The organism is Candidatus Tisiphia endosymbiont of Metellina segmentata, from assembly GCF_964030715.1.
In the GTDB taxonomy this organism is placed as follows: domain Bacteria; phylum Pseudomonadota; class Alphaproteobacteria; order Rickettsiales; family Rickettsiaceae; genus Tisiphia.
Genome location: NZ_OZ034919.1, coordinates 556,105 through 576,917, shown reverse-complemented (window position 1 = coordinate 576,917; position 20,813 = coordinate 556,105). Strand labels below are relative to the sequence as shown.

The window sequence follows — 20,813 nt, the reverse complement described above, 5'->3', positions numbered from 1 at the left end:
AACCTAGCATTCGCTTTTTCCAACCTCCTATTCCTGCATAACTATAGTATACTTCACAGTATACCTTCCTGCATTTAATCTCAGGAGCTATACAGGGTTTCCACGTTTCGCTCAAAGAGTAATACTGACTTAGCTGCTTACTATAGACCGGAAAGCATACATAATCGCGAAGGAGCAAAGTCCTATCCTCCTTACTTACTTTCATCAATGGTTTCAGTCACTTACCATTGTCTAACGTTACGATCTCTACATAAGTTCAAATATCTTCAGCATATCAGTTACCTAGTGCTTATCCGGCTTATGTGACTACCAGAAAGACGATCTTCTCACGATTTTCATCCCGTACTTATTACGTACTTTGCTGCATTGTCCTACCCGCTCTTTATTCAGGGCAGTAGGTTCATCTAGCGATATAGATGGTTATCTCCTATTTACAGGGATAACAACTCTTTTAAGCGACTTCGTGTCGCACGGACCAGTGTTAAGGTAGCTACGATGAGCCGCCACTTTCATTAGCTAAGATTATTAGCGATAATAGATTAAAATGCATTCGTGCCAGCCGCTTCAAGAATGCATTTTTTTGATATTCTAGCCAGTTTTAACGCATTCGTAAAATGCACTAAAATCGAAGAATGGTGGGCCCGGCAGGACTTGAACCTGCGACAACACCGTTATGAGCGGTGGGTTCTAACCAACTGAACTACAGGCCCTTTTATAATGGTCGTTAAGGTTTATATAATTATTAGCTTTCTAAGTCTAGTAAAAATTTTATAACACTTGAAAAAGTTTTAATTAATTTAGGACTTTTTGGTCCAATTTTTCTGATTATTTATTTTGTTTGCATAGCTATAACAATATATTGCTTTAAAAAACATGATCCCCAGCACCCAACTTGATATTATTAATTCCATTATTTTATATTTTGGGGCTAGTTCTAGATTTACAGCTCTCATATATCCAAAAAAATATTTTTTTGAAAAAATGATAAGTATCAATATAAGAGGTTGCCATGAACCTGGAATAATTATTTAATTATTATTAACCTGTATAAGAGGTTTGTCACAAAATCGCCAATTAATAATAATTGAGATAATTAGCAATATACAAAATAATATTAAGTCTTGTACATTATTAGAAAATCCTTTTATATAAAGTAACAAGAAAATAACAGGAGCAATAAATAATCTTGATGGCAATATAACTGTTTGCTTAGTTGCTCTAATCCCTCTAAAAATTAAGTAACCAAATAATAAGTATACCCAAAATGGTGTAGCCTTTAAAAAATATAAGATTTGCATTGTATATAACCTAAACTTCTGAAAGTTTTCTTGCTTCATCAGCCGATATCAAAGCTTCAATAAAGTCATCTAATTGCCCGTTTTTTACAATATCTTCTATTTTATAAAGAGTTAAGTTAATTCTATGGTCAGAAACTCGACCTTGTGGAAAGTTATAGGTGCGAATTCTTTCTGACCTATCACCAGAACCAACTTGACCTTTACGCACTTCGGCTCTTTCCATATCTTTTTTATATCGCTCTGCTTCATAAACTCTAGAACGAAGAATTTTCATAGCCTTAGCTTTATTTTTATGCTGTGATTTTTCATCTTGTAAGGCAACAACAATACCAGTTGGTAAATGGGTAATCCTTACGGCTGATTCGGTGGTATTGACATGTTGTCCGCCAGCACCCGATGCCCGATATGTATCAATTCGTAAATCTTTGTCATCGATCTTAATGTCTACATCTTCTGCTTCAGGTAAGACAGCAACGGTAGCCGCAGAAGTATGTATCCTCCCACTTGACTCAGTCTCAGGAACTCTTTGCACTCGGTGTACACCTGACTCGAATTTAAGTTTGGAAAACACATCTCGTCCTTGAATTAGTGCTGACGCTTCTTTATATCCACCAATACCAGTATCTGAGATTGATAATATTTCAAAACGCCAGCTTTTTAATTCGGCGTATCTGTGATACATATTAAATAAAGTTGCAGCAAATAACGCTGCTTCTTCTCCACCGCTACCAGCTCTTACCTCAATAATAGCATTTTTTGTATCAGCTTCATCTTTTGGCAACAAAGAGAGTTTTACTGCCCTTTCTAATTTAGGCATCAGTATCTCTAAACGATGCACCTCATCATATATCATCGTCTGTGTATCATTGTCCAAATTTGCTTCTTGAGCCATCTCTTTGATGTCATGCAATTCAGATACAGATTTATTATATTCATTAATTGTTTGAACAATAGGCTCTAGCTCGGCATATTCCTTCGATGCTTTTATAAACTCATCTCCGACTATACCAGTGGCCAACTTTTTCGATAATTCTTCATGTTTATTCAAGATTTTTGCTAGATTATCGGAAAAACTCATAATTTATTCTATGATTTAAGTTTTAAGTTATGGTGAGGGTAGGGTGTCAATCAAACGTTATATGAGCATTAACGCAGGACTCTCCATAAATTTTTTAAATGAAGCTAAAAATTTAGCTCCAACAGCACCGTCAACGACTCTATGATCAGAAGAAAGAGTAACATCCATGATAGTAGCGACTTTTATCTGATTATTTTCAACTATTGCACGTTTTGAGCTTGCTCCTATTGCTAAGATACAGCTTTGTGGCGGATTTATTATAGCACTGAAGTTCTTAACACCGTACATACCTAAGTTAGAGACAGAAAAACTTCCACCCTGAAATTCTTCAGGAGTTAGTTTATTATCTCGAGCCTTTTTTATAAGAGTTTGTAATTCTTGCGATAATGTAATTATATCTTTTTGATCGGCATTTCTGACTATAGGCGTTATAAGACCATTATCAATTGCCACAGCAACCGATACATCAACATTATTATAATACCGAATAGCAGACTCATCCCAGCTAACATTTGCTTCCGGTACAGCTTTTAAAGCTTTTGCCACTGCTAAAATAACAAAATCATTAACTGTAATTTTAATTTTCCTCTCTTCTACAAGTGATTTATTTATATCTTCTCTAATGTCCAATAACTTATCCATGTTACATTCTATTGAAAGATAGAAATGCGGTATGGTTTGTTTAGATTCAAGCAAACGTTTAGCAATAATTTTACGAATATTATTATTGGGGACACACTTGTACTCTTCTTTATTTCTGTTCACCGCCCTAATCTTACCACTATTTGTGGGTAGCACTAAGTATGATAACACATCTTTTTTTATTATTCTGCCATGAGGTCCACTACCTTGAATATTTGACAGATCGATATTATCAATAGCAGCTAGTCTTTTAGCCAAAGGCGAAGCATATATCCTGCCTAAAGCTTTCACATTCATTGTTTGCGGTTGCTGATCGTGCTTAACCGGCTTAGTTTCTTCTATAGATATTACTGCTCCTGTAGATGGTTTAGCAGAATTATCACTACTTGCTATAAAACTATCCAATAAGTTTGCATCTTCACCATCTTCAAGTAATACAGCGATAAGCGAACCCACCGGCACATTGTCTGTACCTTGCGGCACAATTATTTTAGCAAAAATTCCCTCTTCTACAGCTTCCACTTCCATAGTAGCTTTATCTGTTTCTATTTCTGCTATAACATCTCCTGGAACAACTTTATCCCCTTCTTTTTTAAGCCATTTTGCAATATTTCCTTCAGTCATAGTTGGAGATAAAGCAGGCATTAGAATTTTAATTGGCATAAATAATTCTAATTAGTTGGTATTTTACTTGGATCAGGGCTGACTAACATAATTATCTGTTTACCTTCCATTTTAGGAGCGGAATCAATCTTAGCTAAGCCCTCTAGTTCTAACGATATGCGGTCAAATAACTTCATACCAATATCGTTATGGATAATCTCTCTGCCTTTAAACCATAGAGAAATTTTTACTTTGTCACCTTCCTTCAAAAAATCTTTGATCTTGCGAAGTTTCACATTAAAATCACCTTGACTAATGTTTGGCTTAAACTTCATTTCTTTAAGGACAATAACCCTTTGTTTTTTCCTACTGTCTTGGACACGCTTTTTACTCTCATATTTAAATTTACCAAAATCCAAAATCTTACAAACAGGTGGTTCGGCATTTGGTGAAATTTCTACCAAATCTAAACCAGCTTTTTCAGCTTGTTCTAGAGCATTCTTGATGCTAACGATGCCAAGCATCTCACCATTCTCATCGACTAAACGAACTTGACTAGCCCTAATTTCCCTATTAGCCTTCGGAAAATTACTATTCTTAATTCCAGAAATGATATTTTCTCCATAAAAATTGTTATTAGTTATTGTTGTGTTTTTGTGTACTTTTTACACGTACGACACAGTTGCTTCCATTATACCCCTGGGATAAGAATTGACAAATTCTTATCCCAAATTCGCGTATTTATGTTAAATAGCGAATATTCTGATCTTTTACAAGCTTTACTAGATTTTGTAGAGAAATAATTTCCTGCTGATCTGATCCTAGTTGTCTTATAGTCACAGTATTATTTAGCATTTCTTGTTTACCAACAACGGCTATTATAGGTACTTTATTATTAGAAAAATAGCGTATTTTATAATTAATCTTTTCAGGCGAAATATCGACATCTGACCGTATTCCTTCACTAATCAACAATTTGTGTACTTCCAATGCATAGTCATTTAAGTCACTTGTAATGGTGGCAATAGCTACTTGTACAGGGGCTAACCATAAAGGAAAGCGTCCAGCATATTCTTCAATTAATATGCCTATAAACCGTTCAAAAGAACCAATTACAACTCTATGCAACATTACTGGTCTCTTTTTCTCACCGCTTACAGTAATATAATGAGCGTCAAGACGTTCCGGTAAAACAAAATCAACTTGCAGAGTGCCGCACTGCCATTCTCTACCTATTGAATCTTTAAGACAAAAGTCTAGTTTTGGTCCATAAAACGCACCATCACCGGGATTTAATATATAAGAATAACCGGCTTCTTTTACGGCATTTTTTAGAGCATTTTCTGCTTTATCCCAAACTTCATCGCTGCCAGCTCGTATTTTAGGACGATCTGAGAATTTAATTTTAATATCAGAAAAACCAAAATCCTTATAAACCTCGGTTAAGAGGCTAAAAAACTTTACTGTCTCACTGTTAATTTGTTCCTCAGTACAAAAAATATGTGCATCATCTTGTCGAAAAGCCTTTACTCTCATCAGACCATGCAATGCACCAGATGCTTCATTTCTATGACATAAACCAAATTCAGACATACGTAATGGTAAGTCTCGATAACTTTTGATACCCTGCTTAAAAATCTGCACATGACATGGGCAATTCATTGGTTTCATGGCTAATGTTTTATCATCAGCAAGATTTAGAGCAAACATGTCCTCCCTAAATTTTTCCCAGTGACCAGAAGCTTCCCACAGGCTTTTATCAACAAGCACAGGAGTTTTCACCTCGATATATCCAGTTTTTCTGATTTTATTTCTGATATATTGCTCGATAATGCGATATATACTCCAGCCCTTATCATGCCAAAATACCATACCTTGAGCTTCTTCCTGAAAGTGAAATAATCCCAGCTCTCGACCTAATTTTCTATGATCACGCTTTTCTGCCTCTTCAAGCATGTAAAGATAACTGTCTAACTGCTCTTTTGTTGCCCAAGCTGTCCCATAGATTCTTTGTAACATAGGATTTTTACTATCACCACGCCAATACGCTCCAGCCACTTTCATTAATTTAAAATGTTTGATGAAGCCAGTTGACGGGCTATGTGGACCACGGCAGAGATCAACAAAGCTACCTTGACGGTATAAGGTAATATCCTCACTTGCTGGAATCTCTGAAATTATCTCGGCTTTATAATGCTCACCTATTGACTTAAAGAATTCTATGGCTTGATCGCGATTCCATACTTCTCTAGTGATTTTCTTATTTTTTTTAATGATTTCATGCATTTTTGCTTCTATCATCACTAAATCTTCCGGGGCAAACGGTTTATCTTTAGCGAAATCATAAAAAAAGCCATTTTCGATAGCAGGACCTATGGTCACTTGGACATTTGGAAATAATTCTTTAACTGCTTCTGCCGTTATATGAGCAGCATCATGGCGTAATATTTCCAAACACTCTGAATCTTTGCTGGTAAGAATTCTTAAATTACAATCAGATTCTATAGGTAAACTTAAGTCCTTTAGCTCGTTATTTACTTCAACAACCAAAGCATTCTTTGCTAGAGAAGTAGAAATTTGACTAGCTATCTCCAATCCCGTAATATTTTTTTCAAATTGTTTTTGCGTTCTATCTGGAAAAGTAATAGTAATCATTTTATTTTATCTAATATTGTATCTAATTTTTAGTACCTTGCATATTAGCTTGTTAATAGTTTATATTCAACTTAATTTTTAGGTTGTGAAGGTTTCTATATTAATGATCGATTTCGTCTTGCCTATTTGCCTATTTTTTTGTTTAAAGAATTGATAGTTTTTTTGTGGTCGTATTTCGGCAACTTTGGTGTAAGAGCAATAGAAAACCAACAGAAAAGTAACAGAAAAGTTTTTGTGCAGAGTCACAGAATGTTCTAAATCCCTGATAAGTATCTGATAAGAGTGGTGAAATTTGAATCCGCGATACTCTTCCTGCGAAAGCAGGGGTGATATCACCCCTAATGGTGGTGATTACTTGAGCCTACTATTAATTTATTACATAGATACTTGAGGTTATTATAAATTAATATAGAGCCGTTTCAAACGGATTTAGCACAAAGTTATACAGCATTTAAATCTAAAAATCTAAAGTCAAACGTTAAAAACAACTATCAATCAGCAACAAGTTGAAGCTGATGGGCTGAACACATCAATCTATTCTGCAGTCTAGTTCTCTGAATACTCCTGTTTCTTTCCATAAGCTCTTATTTCCTATAACATAGATAACTTATTTAGCACGTGTAACTGCTACATTTAAGATATTAGGAGATTTACCTGCCCATATCCGAGTTTTATTTTGGTTTGGTGCTTGAGCCCCTAATACTAGAATTACTGCTTCAGCTTCTCGTCCTTGTACAGTGTGTATTGTTCCAATTCGTTCATTAAGCCAAAGATTCGTATCCGTAGTTATCCAAGAATCTAAAACATGATGATCTTTTATAATTTTGCGTAAATTACCTGCAACAAGTTTAAAAGGGCTTATAATATATAGGTTTGGGAATATTGAGGCACTCTTTAATTTATATAATAGTTCAACTACCTTTTTTCCTTCTTCTAGACACCATGTATCTAGTGCTTGACCTTGAACATCAAACCACATAGAAGGACCAAGACAGTTACGTATTGGAGAATTGTTGGGACTCTTTGCTTGTACCATTGAATTTCCGTAGGCAATTGCATTGGAAATACTAAACATAGGATCTGCACAACGCCTATGAACCAATAAAGGTACACCGACTAAACGACTTCCGTCTTTGGTATTAAATTCCGAAAAATATGAAGTTACAGTATCTGATAGGGTTTGAACTGATGCTTTTGGTGCATTAAAACGATTTGGGTCTATCAAAAATTGTTCACAGATACTTTTTGTTAAATTGTTAGGCAACATAACCACTGGTTCTATCTGTAAAGGATCACCTGTAACTATAGCACGTTTTGTTCTCATTATAGCTCCTACAGCGGCTTGCGGTAAAGCCTGCCCAGCTTCGTCAATAAGAAGCCATCCAAGAGAATTTGTAGGGAGATCCTTTAACATTCTTCCTACAGATGCAAAAGTTGTTGATACACTAGGTACTACAAGGAAAAAAGATGACCATAAATCTGGCAAAAGTTCCACGGTTTTTTTATCTATTTCACTAGAAGAGCCACCAAAATTTCTCATCAGAACTCCAAGATTGTGACGTAAAGGTTTTGCTGCTGCATCTATAAAAGCTTTATGCAGCTTTATAGCAGAAATAATACCAATTGCAATAATTAACGCAGTGGTGTAAAATGGGTTTTTACCTGATAAAGGTACTCAAATGGCTAGGTTAATATTACCGCAAGGTTTTCATGGTCATGATTTTATAAAAATGATGAAACATGAGCCGCATGGTCGAAATCGTATACGTTTATTGGCGATGTATTACCTTCAATTAGGCAAATCTTTTAAAGCCATATCTGAAATAGTGAAGTCACACTGGAAAACTGTGCAATCATGGCTCAGAAGATTTAGGAATCATGGTTTTGAAGGATTATTTGAATCACAAAGAAGCGGTGCCCCTAGGAAGATTAACACTATACAAGAGTCTGCTCTTTTTGATAAAATCAATACGCTCAGTGAAAGTAAAACTGGTGGGTATATAACTGGAAAGGAGCTACATATCATGTTATACCAATTGCAATAATTAACACGGTGTATTTATCCAGTCTCTATACATAATTGATTTTACTAAATCTACATTATGAGCAAATTGATTCCAAGCGTAACAAGCCATAGTGACGATATCTTCATATACACCATAACATTGGTTAGACAAGAAATGATTTTTGATCCATTCCCAAACTTGTTCCATTGCATTAAGTTCCGGTGCATAGGGCGGAAGCGGTATCAAAGTGATATTGCTTGGCACAGTTAGTTTTTTGGCTGTGTGCCAACCTGCATTATCCGTTAGTAAAGCTATATGTCGGTTGCCTTGAATACTGCGAGAAAGGTCTTCTAAGAATTTATTCATTGCCTGTGTATTTGCATATGGTAAAATTAATGCAAAAGCTTCTCCTGTATCATGGCAAGCAGCTCCATAAATATATGTTGAAATGAATTGCTGTTGCCGAACTTTACGGGGTCTAGTGCCACGCTTAGCCCATATACGAGTTAAGCTACCTTGTTGCCCAACTCGAGTTTCATCCTGAGACCATATATCAACTTTACATCTATCGATATTTTTTGGTAATAATTCTGTTAGCATGTCTGGGAAGTTTTTTTATATGTATTTTGAGTCTCTTGATTTGACTTTGGATGCATTGAACGAGAAGTAATCCAGCTAAAACCAAGGCGGTGCATAGTATTGTAGACTGTTTTTAAAGTACATTTAGCACCATATTCCTCAAGTAACATGATATGTAGCTCCTTTCCAGTTATATACCCACCAGTTTTACTTTCACTGAGCGTATTGATTTTATCAAAAAGAGCAGACTCTTGTATAGTGTTAATCTTCCTAGGGGCACCGCTTCTTTGTGATTCAAATAATCCTTCAAAACCATGATTCCTAAATCTTCTGAGCCATGATTGCACAGTTTTCCAGTGTGACTTCACTATTTCAGATATGGCTTTAAAAGATTTGCCTAATTGAAGGTAATACATCGCCAATAAACGTATACGATTTCGACCATGCGGCTCATGTTTCATCATTTTTATAAAATCATGACCATGAAAACCTTGCGGTAATATTAACCTAGCCATTTGAGTACCTTTATCAGTTAAAAACCCATTTTACACCACTGCGTTAATTATTGCAATTGGTATAACTGGAAAGGAGCTACATATCATGTTACTTGAGGAATATGGTGCTAAATGTACTTTAAAAACAGTCTACAATACTATGCACCGCCTTGGTTTTAGCTGGATTACTTCTCGTTCAATGCATCCAAAGTCAAATCAAGAGACTCAAAATACATATAAAAAAACTTCCCAGACATGCTAACAGAATTATTATCAAAAAATATCGATAGATGTAAAGTTGATATATGGTCTCAGGATGAAACTCGAGTTGGGCAACAAGGTAGCTTAACTCGTATATGGGCTAAGCGTGGCACTAGACCCCGTAAAGTTCGGCAACAGCAATTCATTTCAACATATATTTATGGAGCTGCTTGCCATGATACAGGAGAAGCTTTTGCATTAATTTTACCATATGCAAATACACAGGCAATGAATAAATTCTTAGAAGACCTTTCTCGCAGTATTCAAGGCAACCGACATATAGCTTTACTAACGGATAATGCAGGTTGGCACACAGCCAAAAAACTAACTGTGCCAAGCAATATCACTTTGATACCGCTTCCGCCCTATGCACCGGAACTTAATGCAATGGAACAAGTTTGGGAATGGATCAAAAATCATTTCTTGTCTAACCAATGTTATGGTGTATATGAAGATATCGTCACTATGGCTTGTTACGCTTGGAATCAATTTGCTCATAATGTAGATTTAGTAAAATCAATTATGTATAGAGACTGGATAAATACACCGTGTTAATTATTGCAATTGGTCTAAGGTCAATGCCTAGTAGATAAGCAAATGCTACCAAACTTTGACCATGGGTATCAGTTGAATGATTTTCTACTTTTGCATTGGTGGCGTGATGAATAATTCCAGCAAGCATTGCGGCAATCTCTGAAGCACCACATCTAATTATTTGTGATGAAATACACAATGCTTTCTTATCGACATGCCAATAAGCCATAATACCATAACCTTGATAGCGTATATGGTATTCAGTCTTTAAATTCTCACTCCAAGCAGCAAACTTAGTAGAATCAGAAGCAAAGCTATTAATTAGCTCCCCCCATATTTTTTTGTCTCTAATGGTAATAGTAGCGTTAACTAACTTTCTTATAATATACTTGAGAGATTCTGGGGTAACAAAACGCTTTCTAACATATCGTAAATCAGACTCTGAGATATTTGGAATACCAGAACAAACCTTGTTAAATTCAGTATTGGTTGCTATAGCAAATAAAGAAAGTAATAGTCTTTGTTGTAATAACTTATCATCTAATATTCTCTTACCCTGAATCTCTATAAGCTCTGAGGTTAAACCAACTCTTAAGTCTGCCTCTTTTAAGATGTCAAGTAAGCTAGTATTAGGCCATAGACAGGCTATCTCATCTTTTAATAATTCTATGTTAATAGGAGTAGGCTGTGCAACATATGGAGTTAGATAAATATGTGGTTTTTTAGCCTTTATACCTATTCTAACTTCTGAATCATGAACAATACTGGAGTTAAACTCTTTTAAAGATTTTAGCATATTATGCTTAAGGGCTAATACTTCCTTATGTGGATTATCAGAAATATTTAACATCTTACAGTGTAAGCTTTTAACTTTTTGAGAATAGACTGGCAAGTCTTTCTCAGGATCACAATACTTAAACGCACTCTCAGTCCAAATATTTTTACACCTTAGTTCTTTTTTTAGTAAACCTAATATCGCAATCTCATAATACAGCCTATTAATTTTTCCTTTAGAGTGTTGTATAACCTTTAAATCTAATGATGAAATAAGCCCTTGAGTAATAACCCCGCAATCCGTTGGATAATACTCAGCCTTATAAGCATCATCATTTTGGTGTTTTATGATAAAGTTAATAGCTTCTAGAATTAAATTACTACTATTTGCTCTTAATCTTAAGTTGCCTAGTATTAAAAATATCTCTTTGCGATAGCCATGTACATAAAGGGAGCGTAAATGTTTATATTCTGATTCTCTGCGAGCTTGTTTAAATGACTGACGCGATAATTTACTTTGTTCTAATTTCTCTCTTCCACCAACTTCAGGATAAATCTTTTCCTTAATAATACCATCTGGATAGGCTAAGGAAATATCCACTAAATTATCCAGTAAGTCGTCTTTATTCTCTCTTGTATAGTGTTCCCAGAGCTCTTCTTTAATTTTAACTTTACCGAATTGCTCTAACTTCTTTAATTTCTTGATTAATATCTCAATAAAATTATCAATAATTTTGCCCCCTTTATATTTACAAAAGCAGGCTAGTAAACCATAAAATTTATTTGAATCACTATCCTGAATCTCAACTAATCGGGAAGGGGTAAAGGTAGACACTCTGTCGTGATATTTCTTCAATAATATCCCAAGGAAATTATTGAAGAAATATTTATAAAGTACTCCTGTTTTTTCAAGATAGCTTAACTTTTCTTGTTCTGCGGTAATAGTTGTAGTTGATACCTTACCCACTGGCATTCTAATAAAGTTTAATATAGTTTGATCATTATCATACATTCCTAAAATCTTATTTAGTTCTTGCTGACTATTTAATGGCAAATGTTGTTTGCATTCAGTAAAAAATTGCCTCTCATACTGGGTATAAATACTACTGATATACCTACTTATCTCATTAGCAGCAGAAGGCTCAATTTTAGATTTTTTTAGGAATTTGTATACCTCGTCATTAATTTGGCTTACCTGTAAGCCTTGAGTTAATAGATTGGTTTATTGATAACAAATCAGCTTGATCAAGCTTTTTAAAGCCATAATATTCTCTAATCTCAGTATTATGGATTTGGGCTATTCTTGATTGCCAATCATAATCCTTAGCTTTATTAGACTTTATAGATAGTTGTGAAGCAACATAATCTATTGCAACGAAAGGTATATCTGCAATTCTATCCGGCAAGTAACCTTGCAAATCAAAATATCTCATTTTAAGGGCATATACTAATTTGTTATCCTTCTTTTCTAAACAACGAATTTCTCCTGAGGATAATGACCAACTATCTATTAATTCAATTTTAGTCCAATATTGTTTCATAGATCAAGTTTTAAAAGCCCCTAACATCAGTTTGTGTTAAGCATACCGGCATAAATCTTAGTAAAAAAGTTCTCAGAAATACTAGAGTGGCTACTTTTTATCAAATAAAACCTAGATAATACTTAGCAATCAATTGACAAACTAGGCTAAAATGCATAGTGTGTCAATCACCAAAATAAAAACGTTACTTTTTGCTGTGAAAAATATTAAATTTAGAGCTAGCTTTTTGCTAAATAAAATAAGAATATCAATTTATGTAACGTTGAAGATTATTAGGGTTACAGAGAAATAAGGCTTTAAATTAGAGAAGGGCTATACAAAAAAATACCCTCTTCTGAAAAGCCTATCGGTATTATGGATATAAGGTATACTTTTCGCTTTTCGCACGTTCTGTTACGGTGGGCCTTATAATCAGTTTTAGTTTTTAATCCTAATTTAGAATAATCACCAAGATTCAAGCCTTGATTAGATGTTAATTCAGAATGTAAAGATTTAGCTAATGCACTTTGTAAATCATATGGCAAATTACAAGATTTGTCCTGCTCAATAATTGGTACATTAACATTAGATAAAGCATCATCTGTACGTGGAATCTCTAAAGACAGTATATCACCAATATCTTCTGCATCAGCATCATGCTTTGTTAACGACGGTAAGTTCCATCTTTTTTGAATAGTTTTTAAAATGCTAGTATGATCAAATGGTATATTTCCTTTAGCTCGACATACTGTACCAGGTTGAATTCTAGGAGAAATGGCAATAGTTGGTACTCGTACCCCGAATCTATTAAAACCAAAGCTATACTCTGCTTTATCTCCTACATATTGATCTGGAGGAGTAGCATTATCTGGTGGAGATACATGATCATAACACCCGCCATGTTCATCATATGTGATGATTAATAAAGTATCATTCCAAATTGGGCTATTACGTAGCGTATAATAAACATCATACATTAATTTTTCTCCTCGAGAGACATCCAAAGTACCAGGATGTTGACTATTAGACGCTGTTCCAAATCCTAAGTCTGGTTCTAACCACACGTAAGATGCTAAGGTTCCATTATTCACAGCTTGCTGAAAATCTTCAAAAACTCCAAAATGGTTTGGTGATGCATTTATGGTATCAGGATACATTACTCTAGCAAACGGGTAATTAGAATCATACCCATATATACTCCAACTAATGTTGTGCTTTGACAATAATCCAAAAATACTAGGAGCGTGCAATAGGGCATGTGTATTCTCTAGACAACCGTTACTAGTAGCTGCACAAGCAAAATTTCTATTAGGGAAGGTCTGAGATGGAACAGAAGAAAACCAACGATCAAAAACTACATATTGTCTTGCAAGACTAGACATTACTGGTAGTGCTTCAGGAGCAAACATGCCCATAATATTTCCTTCAACTGTTCCAGGTATAGATGGATAACCATCCAATGAATATTCTAACATCGCAACAGCAAAATCTTTAACAAACCCACCATTGTTAGCAATAACAGGACTATCAGCAGTAGGATGAGGAGGAAATTCTGTGTTAAACAATTGCATATTGGTATGAAAGTATCCTTCTCCTGGATCAGCCCCAGGCATAGTATACCATTGATGACGATCAGGTGTAATTTTAAATACATTTACCTTATTACCTTTTGTATCATAGTTAAACTCATTACCAGTTAATCCTTCAAATGCTTGACCACTAGGAGATTTATTTCCTTGATCAGTATAGAGAAAACCTAACATATGATCAAAAGAACGATTTTCCATCATTAAAATGATAATGTGTTTTATTTCATTTAAAAAATTATTGCTCATAATAACTGTTGACAAAAATTATAGTCAGAACGCCCTCGCAAAGCGAGGGGCTTGACGGTTATGAGCAGCCCAAAGGGCTGCCATTGTTAATTAAAATTCTCCTGATTCGTCAGAGCCTAAACTATCAAGTTGCTCTTGATTCTTAATGTAGTGTTTGATCTGATTCTCTTCAAATCCTACAGTTGAGACCGCATAACCTCTAGCCCACAACTTTTCTCCATTAAAATTACGTTTTCGTCCACCAAACTGCCTAGCAACGGCTATAGCACTTTTCCCCTTGATATAGCCTATTACTTCAGCTACAGAATATTTAGGAGGAATCTTGATGAGCATATGCACATGATCTTGTACCATATGCCCCTCTATGATCTTTCTCCCACGTTGAAAAGCTAACTCATGGAATACGTTCCCAAGATATTTTCTAACCTTCCCGTACAATTCTTTTTTACGACACTTTGAAATAAACACAATATGATATTTGCAATCCCATTTAGAATGATTTAAACTTTCGTATGTTGTCATATATTTTCTCCTTTGACCGTCAAGCCAAAGAAGTTATATATGATAACTTTTTATTTTATACTAAATCTAAAGGCCAAGCCTTGATGGTCTCACTAGTCAAACTAGTGGCTTACCTATCATTGAGTTATGAAAATAAAAATAATTACGACCTTATTTGGTTTTTTGATTGCAACCTTGATCTTAACGAACAATTTGTTAAGTTAGCTAAGCAGCTAAATAGTACTAGGTTCTTATATCTTAAGAATGTGTTATAAGTAATTAAAGAGGGTGACTTGAATAGACCTTGACTAAAATAGTCGCTAAGAGAATAAGTACCCTCTTTTTGGTAGTTTACCTTGAACAAATTGCAGAAGGTGGTCTTAAAAAGAGCAGCCTTGCACAATAAGAAGAAGGAGATTATATCATGAATAAAATAATAGGTCTAGACGTAAGTAAAAACTGGCTTGATATATGTGTATATAATACAAGAGATAAACCTAAATATCATCGTTTTGCCAATGATGCAGCTGGTCATGAAGAGATGATTAAATTAGCAAAAGAGCAAGAGATTAAGCTAATAATATGTGAACCTACTGGAGGATACGAAGCTGAGATTTGTCAAAAGCTGGATAATAATAACCAACAAATACATAAGGTCAATACATATAGTTTTAATTCTTTTAGTAAATCGGTGAATTTGTGTAAAACTGATAGGAAGGATGCATTTAAATTAGCATATTATGCGGATAAGATGCAGCTTTCAGCGAATTATATATATCAAGTTGAATCAGAGACTTTGAAGAGATGTCAACAAAGACGAGAAGATTTAGTATTAATGCTTAGCAATGAAAAGAAAAGACTACATCATAGCATTGATGGTATTGATAAAGAGAGTATAGAAAAGCTCATTAAATTTTTACAGAATGAAATAGCTGAGCTTGATAAAAAGTTAAACAAAACAATAGATGAGTCAGAAGAGTTAAAAGAGAAGGTAAAAATATTAGAGACTGTACCTGGTATTGGTAAATGTTTAGCTACAAAACTAATTAGTTTTGTACCTGAATTAGGGGATAAAAATTATAGTAGCAATGAATTGTCATCAATTGTTGGTATAGCTCCATATGCTCGTGATAGTGGTAATAAGCAAGGACGAAGATTTATTCGAGGAGGCAGGAAAATACCTAGAGATGCTTTATACATTGCAGTATTAGCTGGTAAGAATGGTTTCCAATATTTAAAAATTTTATATGATAGGCTTGTTAATAATTTTAAACCTAAGAAAGTTGCGATAGTTGCTTGTATGCGTAAGTTACTTGAAGTGTGCCATAAACTTATTCAACAAAAACGTGTTTTTGTTATTAAATAATATTTATCTATTTTTATAAAATTTAGATAAAAGATAATTGCTATCGAAGCCAATAGCCATTTACCAGACATATATGAAAAACTGGGACAGCTATTTTTTAACAAGGGGGAATATGCTAAGGCAATTGACTGTTATAAAGTAGTTAATGACGAATTTAGTATAGAAGAGTGCTTTAAATCATGGTTAAAACAAGAGAAAAGAAATCCTGATCTAAAACTAAAGCAAGCTGAGTATTTTGAGTCTGTAGGTTTATTTGAGCAAGCCAAAACATGTTATCACCATGCATTCAGCCTCAGTCATGATGAAAATTTTAAGGCTACGGCTTTAGAGAAAATTGGGAATATTATGGCTAATACTGCTCCTCAGAGTCAGAATTTTATCACCAGAGCAAAGGAACATGATTTTTACAATTATGAGCTGGTAACTGAAGAATTTACCAACAATTTACTTAACGACTTAAAATGTGATTTATACTGCTAAAAGATTGCAAAGCAGTTTGCTGCACGTATACGTTTTACCAAGTCCGTTGGGATTTTTAATTAATATCTGTTAAAACCCTAGTTTAAAAAAAGACCTTAATTAGTTATCCAATATTTTTTTAAATGAACACAATTATGATAATTAGGCGATGTTGTCACGAGATGTAATTCTATATTGAATCAAACTTATCTATACTATATCATATTTTTATCGAAATAGCATATTACCACATTTTATTAAAACTTAATCGATAAAATAATTTATTAAAATTTAACTGAAAATTTTAATACCAAAAACATAAATATAATTGAATACTATGATAGTTGAACTTTCAGACACTAATACACATCTCAAGGGGACTGACACTGTTAAGGAGAGTAATAAGCCGCCTAGACTGAGAGTAGGTACTGATGACTTTAAAACATTATTATTAAATAGTGACGTCTTTGTTGACAAAAGTCTAATGATCAAAGAATTCCTAGAAGATAGTGGAGATGTTATATTAATCACTAGACCAAGACGATGGGGTAAAAGCCTTAACATGGACATGCTCCGCAAGTTCTTTGAAATTGAAGTAGATGAAAAAGGCAAGCCTTTACCTGAAGAGGATAGAGTAAATCACAAATTATTTATCGGTGGTGAAATTGATTTAGGACTAGCTAGTGGTAAAAAAAGACTACTTAAACCACTTCAGATAACACAGTATTCAGACATTATCTCTGACTACCAAGGCCAATTTCCAGTAATATACATAAATTTTAAGGATGTTAAAGGTAGTAGTTACCAAGAAATTGAGAGTGGGATAAGGATAAATATTACAAATGCTTATGACCATCATAAATATCTAGAAAGTAGTGATAAACTTAGTGTAGAAGAAAAAAAGAATTTTCAATATTATTTAACAGGTACAGATAAGCTAGAATTAGCACAGTTAAAAATTAGTTTATCTTTCTTAAGTAAACTACTGTTTAAGCACTTTAATCAAAAAGCCTATATATTGATTGACGAATATGATACGCCTATTAATAGTTCATACATTGAATTTGGGGATAAACCAAAAGAGTTTGAGGATGTACTAAAGATATTTCGCGGGATATTTGGTAGTAGTTTAAAGAGTAACCCTTATGTGGAAAAAGGCGTAATTACTGGAATATTACGGATAGCTAAGGCTAATTTGTTTTCAGATTTGAATAATGTTACTGAATATACATTACTTGATGATGATTTTTCTAAGTTCTATGGTTTCACTCAAGCAGAGGTAGATGATTTGCTTACAAAAGTACCGCTCGACACTAATACTGAACAAATTAAGGATTGGTATAATGGTTATACATTTGGTGGAGAGGTAATTTACAATCCGTGGTCACTAATGCAATGTTTAGCACACAAAGGTAAGCTTGATCATTATTGGCTAGATAGTGGAGGAACGGGGCTAGTTGATAAGGCATTATTGTCAGATGAGATGCAGGAAGATTTACAGAACTTAGCTGCTGGAAAAAGTATTATCTCACCTATTACTAAACAAATTAGTTTTGCTGACATCAATAAGCCAATAGGACTATTTAGTTTGTTATTATTTAGTGGATATTTAAACCCTACAGTTCAAAATTCAGAAGAAAATATATATGAATTGTCAGCACCAAATCGGGAAGTAAGGCACATATATAAGGCACGGATGCTCCAATGGGTTGCTAGCCAGTTAAAAATTGATAGCTCTAGATATTATTCGTTTATTAGTTTATTGCCAACAGGTAAAGTAGAGGAATTTAAAGAGCGTTTACAAGAATTGTTACTAAATTCTACTAGTTTTCATCAAACAGGAGAGAAAAAGGCAGAATTATTTTATAGCGGCTTTATGCTTGGTTTAATTAATATGTTAGCACCTAGTTACATAATAGCAAGTGAACAGGAGTCAGGAAGTGGCAGAGCTGATGTGATCATGATCCCAAAAGCTGGTAAAGGAGATAAAGCAATTATTATTGAGTATAAGATAGCTAAAAATACAGAAGATTTAGTCTCAGTAGCTAAAATAGGATTGAACCAGATTATAGATAAACAATATGATGTAAAAATAAGGCAGTATCAATATGTTAAGCAAATACTCAAAATTTCTATAGCTTTTTGCGGTAAGAATATGGAGTTACAATACCAAGTTACAGAGCTTTAGTAATAGACTGTAAGCGTTTGAATAACTAATAATTTTACGTCTATCGTGGTTCTGAAATTGTCCACTACGCTCCGCCAATCTCTATCAGGGTTTCAGGATTTTCTTACTTTACTAAAAATTTCATATGTAATTCATATGTAACTTCTCAGACAAATTTCCTGAAATTTGACCTACAAAAAAATCTATTCGTAGAAAATACCAGTGTAATATAGATCAGCTCTTTAAAGACTTTTTCCCATAAGCCTTTTATATAGGATTAGCTATATTGCCATTGCTATTACCGCTATAAGCTGTAAGTTTTTGGGTAATAGTAATCACCAATAAAAAAACTGAATCTTTGAGTGCAGGCAAACTAGGTTTACCTAGTTTGCCCAAGTGCGGGTAGAGGGATTCTAAAAGCAAATGCTAAAACCTAACTTGTAACTACATAGTTTATTTTATTGGCAAGCTTTATATAGGCAGCAGAATGCTCCTTAAGTGGGTTGTTTAGGTAGGGTAGGGGGGGGAAGAAAAGAGAGGTAAAAAAAAGAAAATGGTTTATCTAAAAAATAGTTATAGGTAGAAAATATTAATTGATTGTAAAATAAACGAACTGTATAAATTTAAGAAAAAGTATCTATAATTTTATTGAACTGGTAGTAAGTTGAAAATATTATTAATTACTTTATTAAAAGTAAGCTTTTTGTAATAATAACTCAAACGTGAAAATTGGTACTCCTAATTAACAAGTTGTTTCTGAATTTTACAAAGATTATTTTTATGCATTTATTACTATTTTAATTATGGAAATTTTAGTGGGAGCTGAGATAGATTTATTTGTTCCATGTAAGCTTTTTGCTTGGTTGGAGAGGTAATTTTTCTATATTTGTTGCTACTGGGATTAATTTGTTTGGTACTGGGAATATTATTCATTCCTAAAAGTCAAGTAAACTATAATGTTAAAATATCACTAAGAGAATATAATGTAATTTTTAAATCAAAGAAGACTATCTATTATTTAATAATCGCAATTTTTATTTTGCAGAGTTATTGGGTTTTTATTGCTATTTCTCCTATATACTATATGCGAGACCTAGGAGTACCTATTCAACAATTTGGTTTTTATCAAGGAGTTATGGCGGCAGTATGTTGCATTGGCAATTTTTCTAGTAGTTATTTTTTGAAAAGATTTGGACAAAAAAATGTTTATTTTTTGGTGTTTTAATGCTTAGTGCATTTATTATTTCTGCTATAATTTTAGTGACGTACAAGATTAATGATCCATTAATAATAACTATAGTGATCCAATTAATTGCTATTGGAATAATATTCCCTTGTAATATTTTATGGTCTTTAATGTTAGAAACTATACCAAATGCTAAGGGTAGGATTACTGCTGTAGCAATGTCAGGAAGATTTATTGTTACTGCAATATGTGTACAATTGATTAGTTATTTTTATCATGGCACTTTTCTACCATTAGCAATTGTCATGGGCATTACTATAATTATTACGTTAATTACTTGTTATAAATTATTACAAGAATATAAAATACTTAATTAGCCTGAATTGATGAAAAAACGACATAATAATTTATGACAAAAAATAATTTTATTCTGAGAGTAGCGATTCGATATTTTCAAGATAAGAAAAATAAACATGTTATAAGAGGGTACTTAATTTTGTCTAGACTCTTTCACCTATCAAGTTACCCTCTTATAACTACTTATAACATGTTTTTAAGATGTAAGAACCTTAATGCTTAATTGTTCTTGCTCCACAAATCCATGTTATATTGTTTGCAATATTCAAACATATCAACTGTATTAGGGTGGTGTATGCCAAACTCCTTGCTTTATCTACTTTACCTAAGCCTAGCTCACTTTTTGCCATTTGTGTATAAATACGGCTAAACACATAGCTCCCTTTTTGTATAGATTTTTGAATGTCATATAATTGTCTAATTTGATCATAAGCTTCTTGATACCTACCAAGACAATTTAGTATTATACCAATTGCAATAATTAACGCAGTGGTGTAA

At 33.6% G+C, this 20,813-nt stretch carries 19 protein-coding genes and 1 tRNA gene; 7 read left to right on the top strand and 13 right to left on the bottom strand.

Translation table 11 applies throughout. The features are described from left to right. Positions 1–633: 633 nt before the first annotated feature. The 7 genes from AAHM80_RS03145 to AAHM80_RS03115 all read right to left on the bottom strand — a co-directional run bounded on the left by AAHM80_RS03145 (position 634) and on the right by AAHM80_RS03115 (position 7,816). Positions 634–710, bottom strand: a tRNA-Ile gene (locus AAHM80_RS03145). A 318-nt stretch (positions 711–1,028) separates the two neighbouring features. Next, complete coding sequence (locus AAHM80_RS03140) at positions 1,029–1,298, bottom strand: hypothetical protein (protein WP_341752020.1); 270 nt, start codon at positions 1,296–1,298, stop codon at positions 1,029–1,031. 10 nt (positions 1,299–1,308) lie between these two features. Further along, the gene (gene prfA / locus AAHM80_RS03135) at positions 1,309–2,376 is read right to left on the bottom strand and encodes a peptide chain release factor 1 (protein WP_341755580.1); all 1,068 of its coding nucleotides are present in this window, start codon (positions 2,374–2,376) and stop codon (positions 1,309–1,311) included. A 57-nt stretch (positions 2,377–2,433) separates the two neighbouring features. Continuing rightward, on the bottom strand, positions 2,434–3,681 hold the full coding sequence (locus AAHM80_RS03130; protein WP_342260248.1) for a pyruvate dehydrogenase complex dihydrolipoamide acetyltransferase: 1,248 nt from the start codon (positions 3,679–3,681) through the stop codon (positions 2,434–2,436). A gap of 8 nt (positions 3,682–3,689) precedes the next feature. Further along, a complete protein-coding gene (infC, locus tag AAHM80_RS03125) occupies positions 3,690–4,145 on the bottom strand; it encodes a translation initiation factor IF-3 (protein WP_341755578.1) in 456 nt (151 codons plus the stop codon). Between the two features lie 217 nt (positions 4,146–4,362). Further along, positions 4,363–6,276, bottom strand: coding sequence for a threonine--tRNA ligase (gene thrS / locus AAHM80_RS03120; protein ID WP_342260247.1), 1,914 nt, complete (start codon positions 6,274–6,276; stop codon positions 4,363–4,365). A gap of 607 nt (positions 6,277–6,883) precedes the next feature. Then, positions 6,884–7,816: a DEAD/DEAH box helicase gene (locus AAHM80_RS03115; RefSeq protein WP_342260246.1), complete on the bottom strand. Its 933-nt coding sequence runs from the start codon at positions 7,814–7,816 to the stop codon at positions 6,884–6,886. Positions 7,817–7,955: 139 nt separating this feature from the next. Here AAHM80_RS03115 and AAHM80_RS03110 point away from each other — a divergent pair, with 139 nt between their 5' ends. After that, positions 7,956–8,321, top strand: coding sequence for a helix-turn-helix domain-containing protein (locus AAHM80_RS03110; RefSeq protein ID WP_342260116.1), 366 nt, complete (start codon positions 7,956–7,958; stop codon positions 8,319–8,321). Here the strand turns inward: AAHM80_RS03110 and AAHM80_RS03105 are convergent, their stop codons facing one another. Both AAHM80_RS03105 and AAHM80_RS03100 read right to left on the bottom strand, forming a co-directional pair. Further along, positions 8,322–8,882, bottom strand: coding sequence for an IS630 family transposase (locus AAHM80_RS03105; protein ID WP_342259384.1), 561 nt, complete (start codon positions 8,880–8,882; stop codon positions 8,322–8,324). Next, positions 8,876–9,376 (bottom strand): helix-turn-helix domain-containing protein, encoded by a 501-nt coding sequence (locus AAHM80_RS03100; RefSeq protein WP_342259385.1) that lies wholly within the window; start codon positions 9,374–9,376, stop codon positions 8,876–8,878. The genes AAHM80_RS03105 and AAHM80_RS03100 overlap by 7 nt, the downstream gene beginning before the upstream one ends. Positions 9,377–9,422: 46 nt before the next feature. Between AAHM80_RS03100 and AAHM80_RS03095 the strand changes: the two genes are divergently transcribed. Together AAHM80_RS03095 and AAHM80_RS03090 are read left to right on the top strand one after the other, a co-directional pair. Then, positions 9,423–9,617, top strand: coding sequence for a winged helix-turn-helix domain-containing protein (locus tag AAHM80_RS03095; RefSeq protein ID WP_342260409.1), 195 nt, complete (start codon positions 9,423–9,425; stop codon positions 9,615–9,617). Continuing rightward, positions 9,611–10,171, top strand: coding sequence for an IS630 family transposase (locus tag AAHM80_RS03090; protein WP_342259390.1), 561 nt, complete (start codon positions 9,611–9,613; stop codon positions 10,169–10,171). Before AAHM80_RS03095 ends, AAHM80_RS03090 begins: the two co-directional genes overlap by 7 nt. Here AAHM80_RS03090 and AAHM80_RS03085 read toward each other — a convergent pair. The 4 genes from AAHM80_RS03085 to tnpA form a co-directional block, all read right to left on the bottom strand. Next, the gene (locus AAHM80_RS03085) at positions 10,137–11,978 is read right to left on the bottom strand and encodes a Tn3 family transposase (RefSeq protein WP_342260245.1); all 1,842 of its coding nucleotides are present in this window, start codon (positions 11,976–11,978) and stop codon (positions 10,137–10,139) included. The two genes, AAHM80_RS03090 and AAHM80_RS03085, sit on opposite strands and share 35 nt — an antisense overlap. Before the next feature lie 127 nt (positions 11,979–12,105). Next, positions 12,106–12,465, bottom strand: a complete 360-nt coding sequence (locus tag AAHM80_RS03080; protein ID WP_342260244.1) for a DUF4158 domain-containing protein — start codon at positions 12,463–12,465, stop codon at positions 12,106–12,108. Positions 12,466–12,761: 296 nt separating this feature from the next. Continuing rightward, on the bottom strand, positions 12,762–14,279 hold the full coding sequence (locus AAHM80_RS03075; protein WP_342260243.1) for an alkaline phosphatase family protein: 1,518 nt from the start codon (positions 14,277–14,279) through the stop codon (positions 12,762–12,764). A 90-nt stretch (positions 14,280–14,369) separates the two neighbouring features. Then, positions 14,370–14,801, bottom strand: a complete 432-nt coding sequence (gene tnpA, locus AAHM80_RS03070; RefSeq protein WP_342259494.1) for an IS200/IS605 family transposase — start codon at positions 14,799–14,801, stop codon at positions 14,370–14,372. Between the two features lie 403 nt (positions 14,802–15,204). Between tnpA and AAHM80_RS03065 the strand changes: the two genes are divergently transcribed. The 4 genes from AAHM80_RS03065 to AAHM80_RS03055 all read left to right on the top strand — a co-directional run bounded on the left by AAHM80_RS03065 (position 15,205) and on the right by AAHM80_RS03055 (position 20,335). Next, positions 15,205–16,146, top strand: coding sequence for an IS110 family transposase (locus AAHM80_RS03065; protein WP_342259421.1), 942 nt, complete (start codon positions 15,205–15,207; stop codon positions 16,144–16,146). A gap of 796 nt (positions 16,147–16,942) precedes the next feature. Beyond that, on the top strand, positions 16,943–18,793 hold the full coding sequence (locus AAHM80_RS03060; RefSeq protein WP_342260242.1) for an AAA family ATPase: 1,851 nt from the start codon (positions 16,943–16,945) through the stop codon (positions 18,791–18,793). 838 nt (positions 18,794–19,631) lie between these two features. After that, positions 19,632–19,997, top strand: coding sequence for an MFS transporter (locus tag AAHM80_RS08570; RefSeq protein ID WP_410521512.1), 366 nt, complete (start codon positions 19,632–19,634; stop codon positions 19,995–19,997). Further along, positions 19,997–20,335 carry a hypothetical protein gene (locus tag AAHM80_RS03055; RefSeq protein WP_342260241.1) on the top strand — a complete coding sequence of 113 codons (339 nt, stop codon included), beginning with the start codon at positions 19,997–19,999 and terminating at the stop codon, positions 20,333–20,335. The genes AAHM80_RS08570 and AAHM80_RS03055 overlap by 1 nt, the downstream gene beginning before the upstream one ends. The last annotated feature ends 478 nt before the right edge of the window (positions 20,336–20,813 follow it).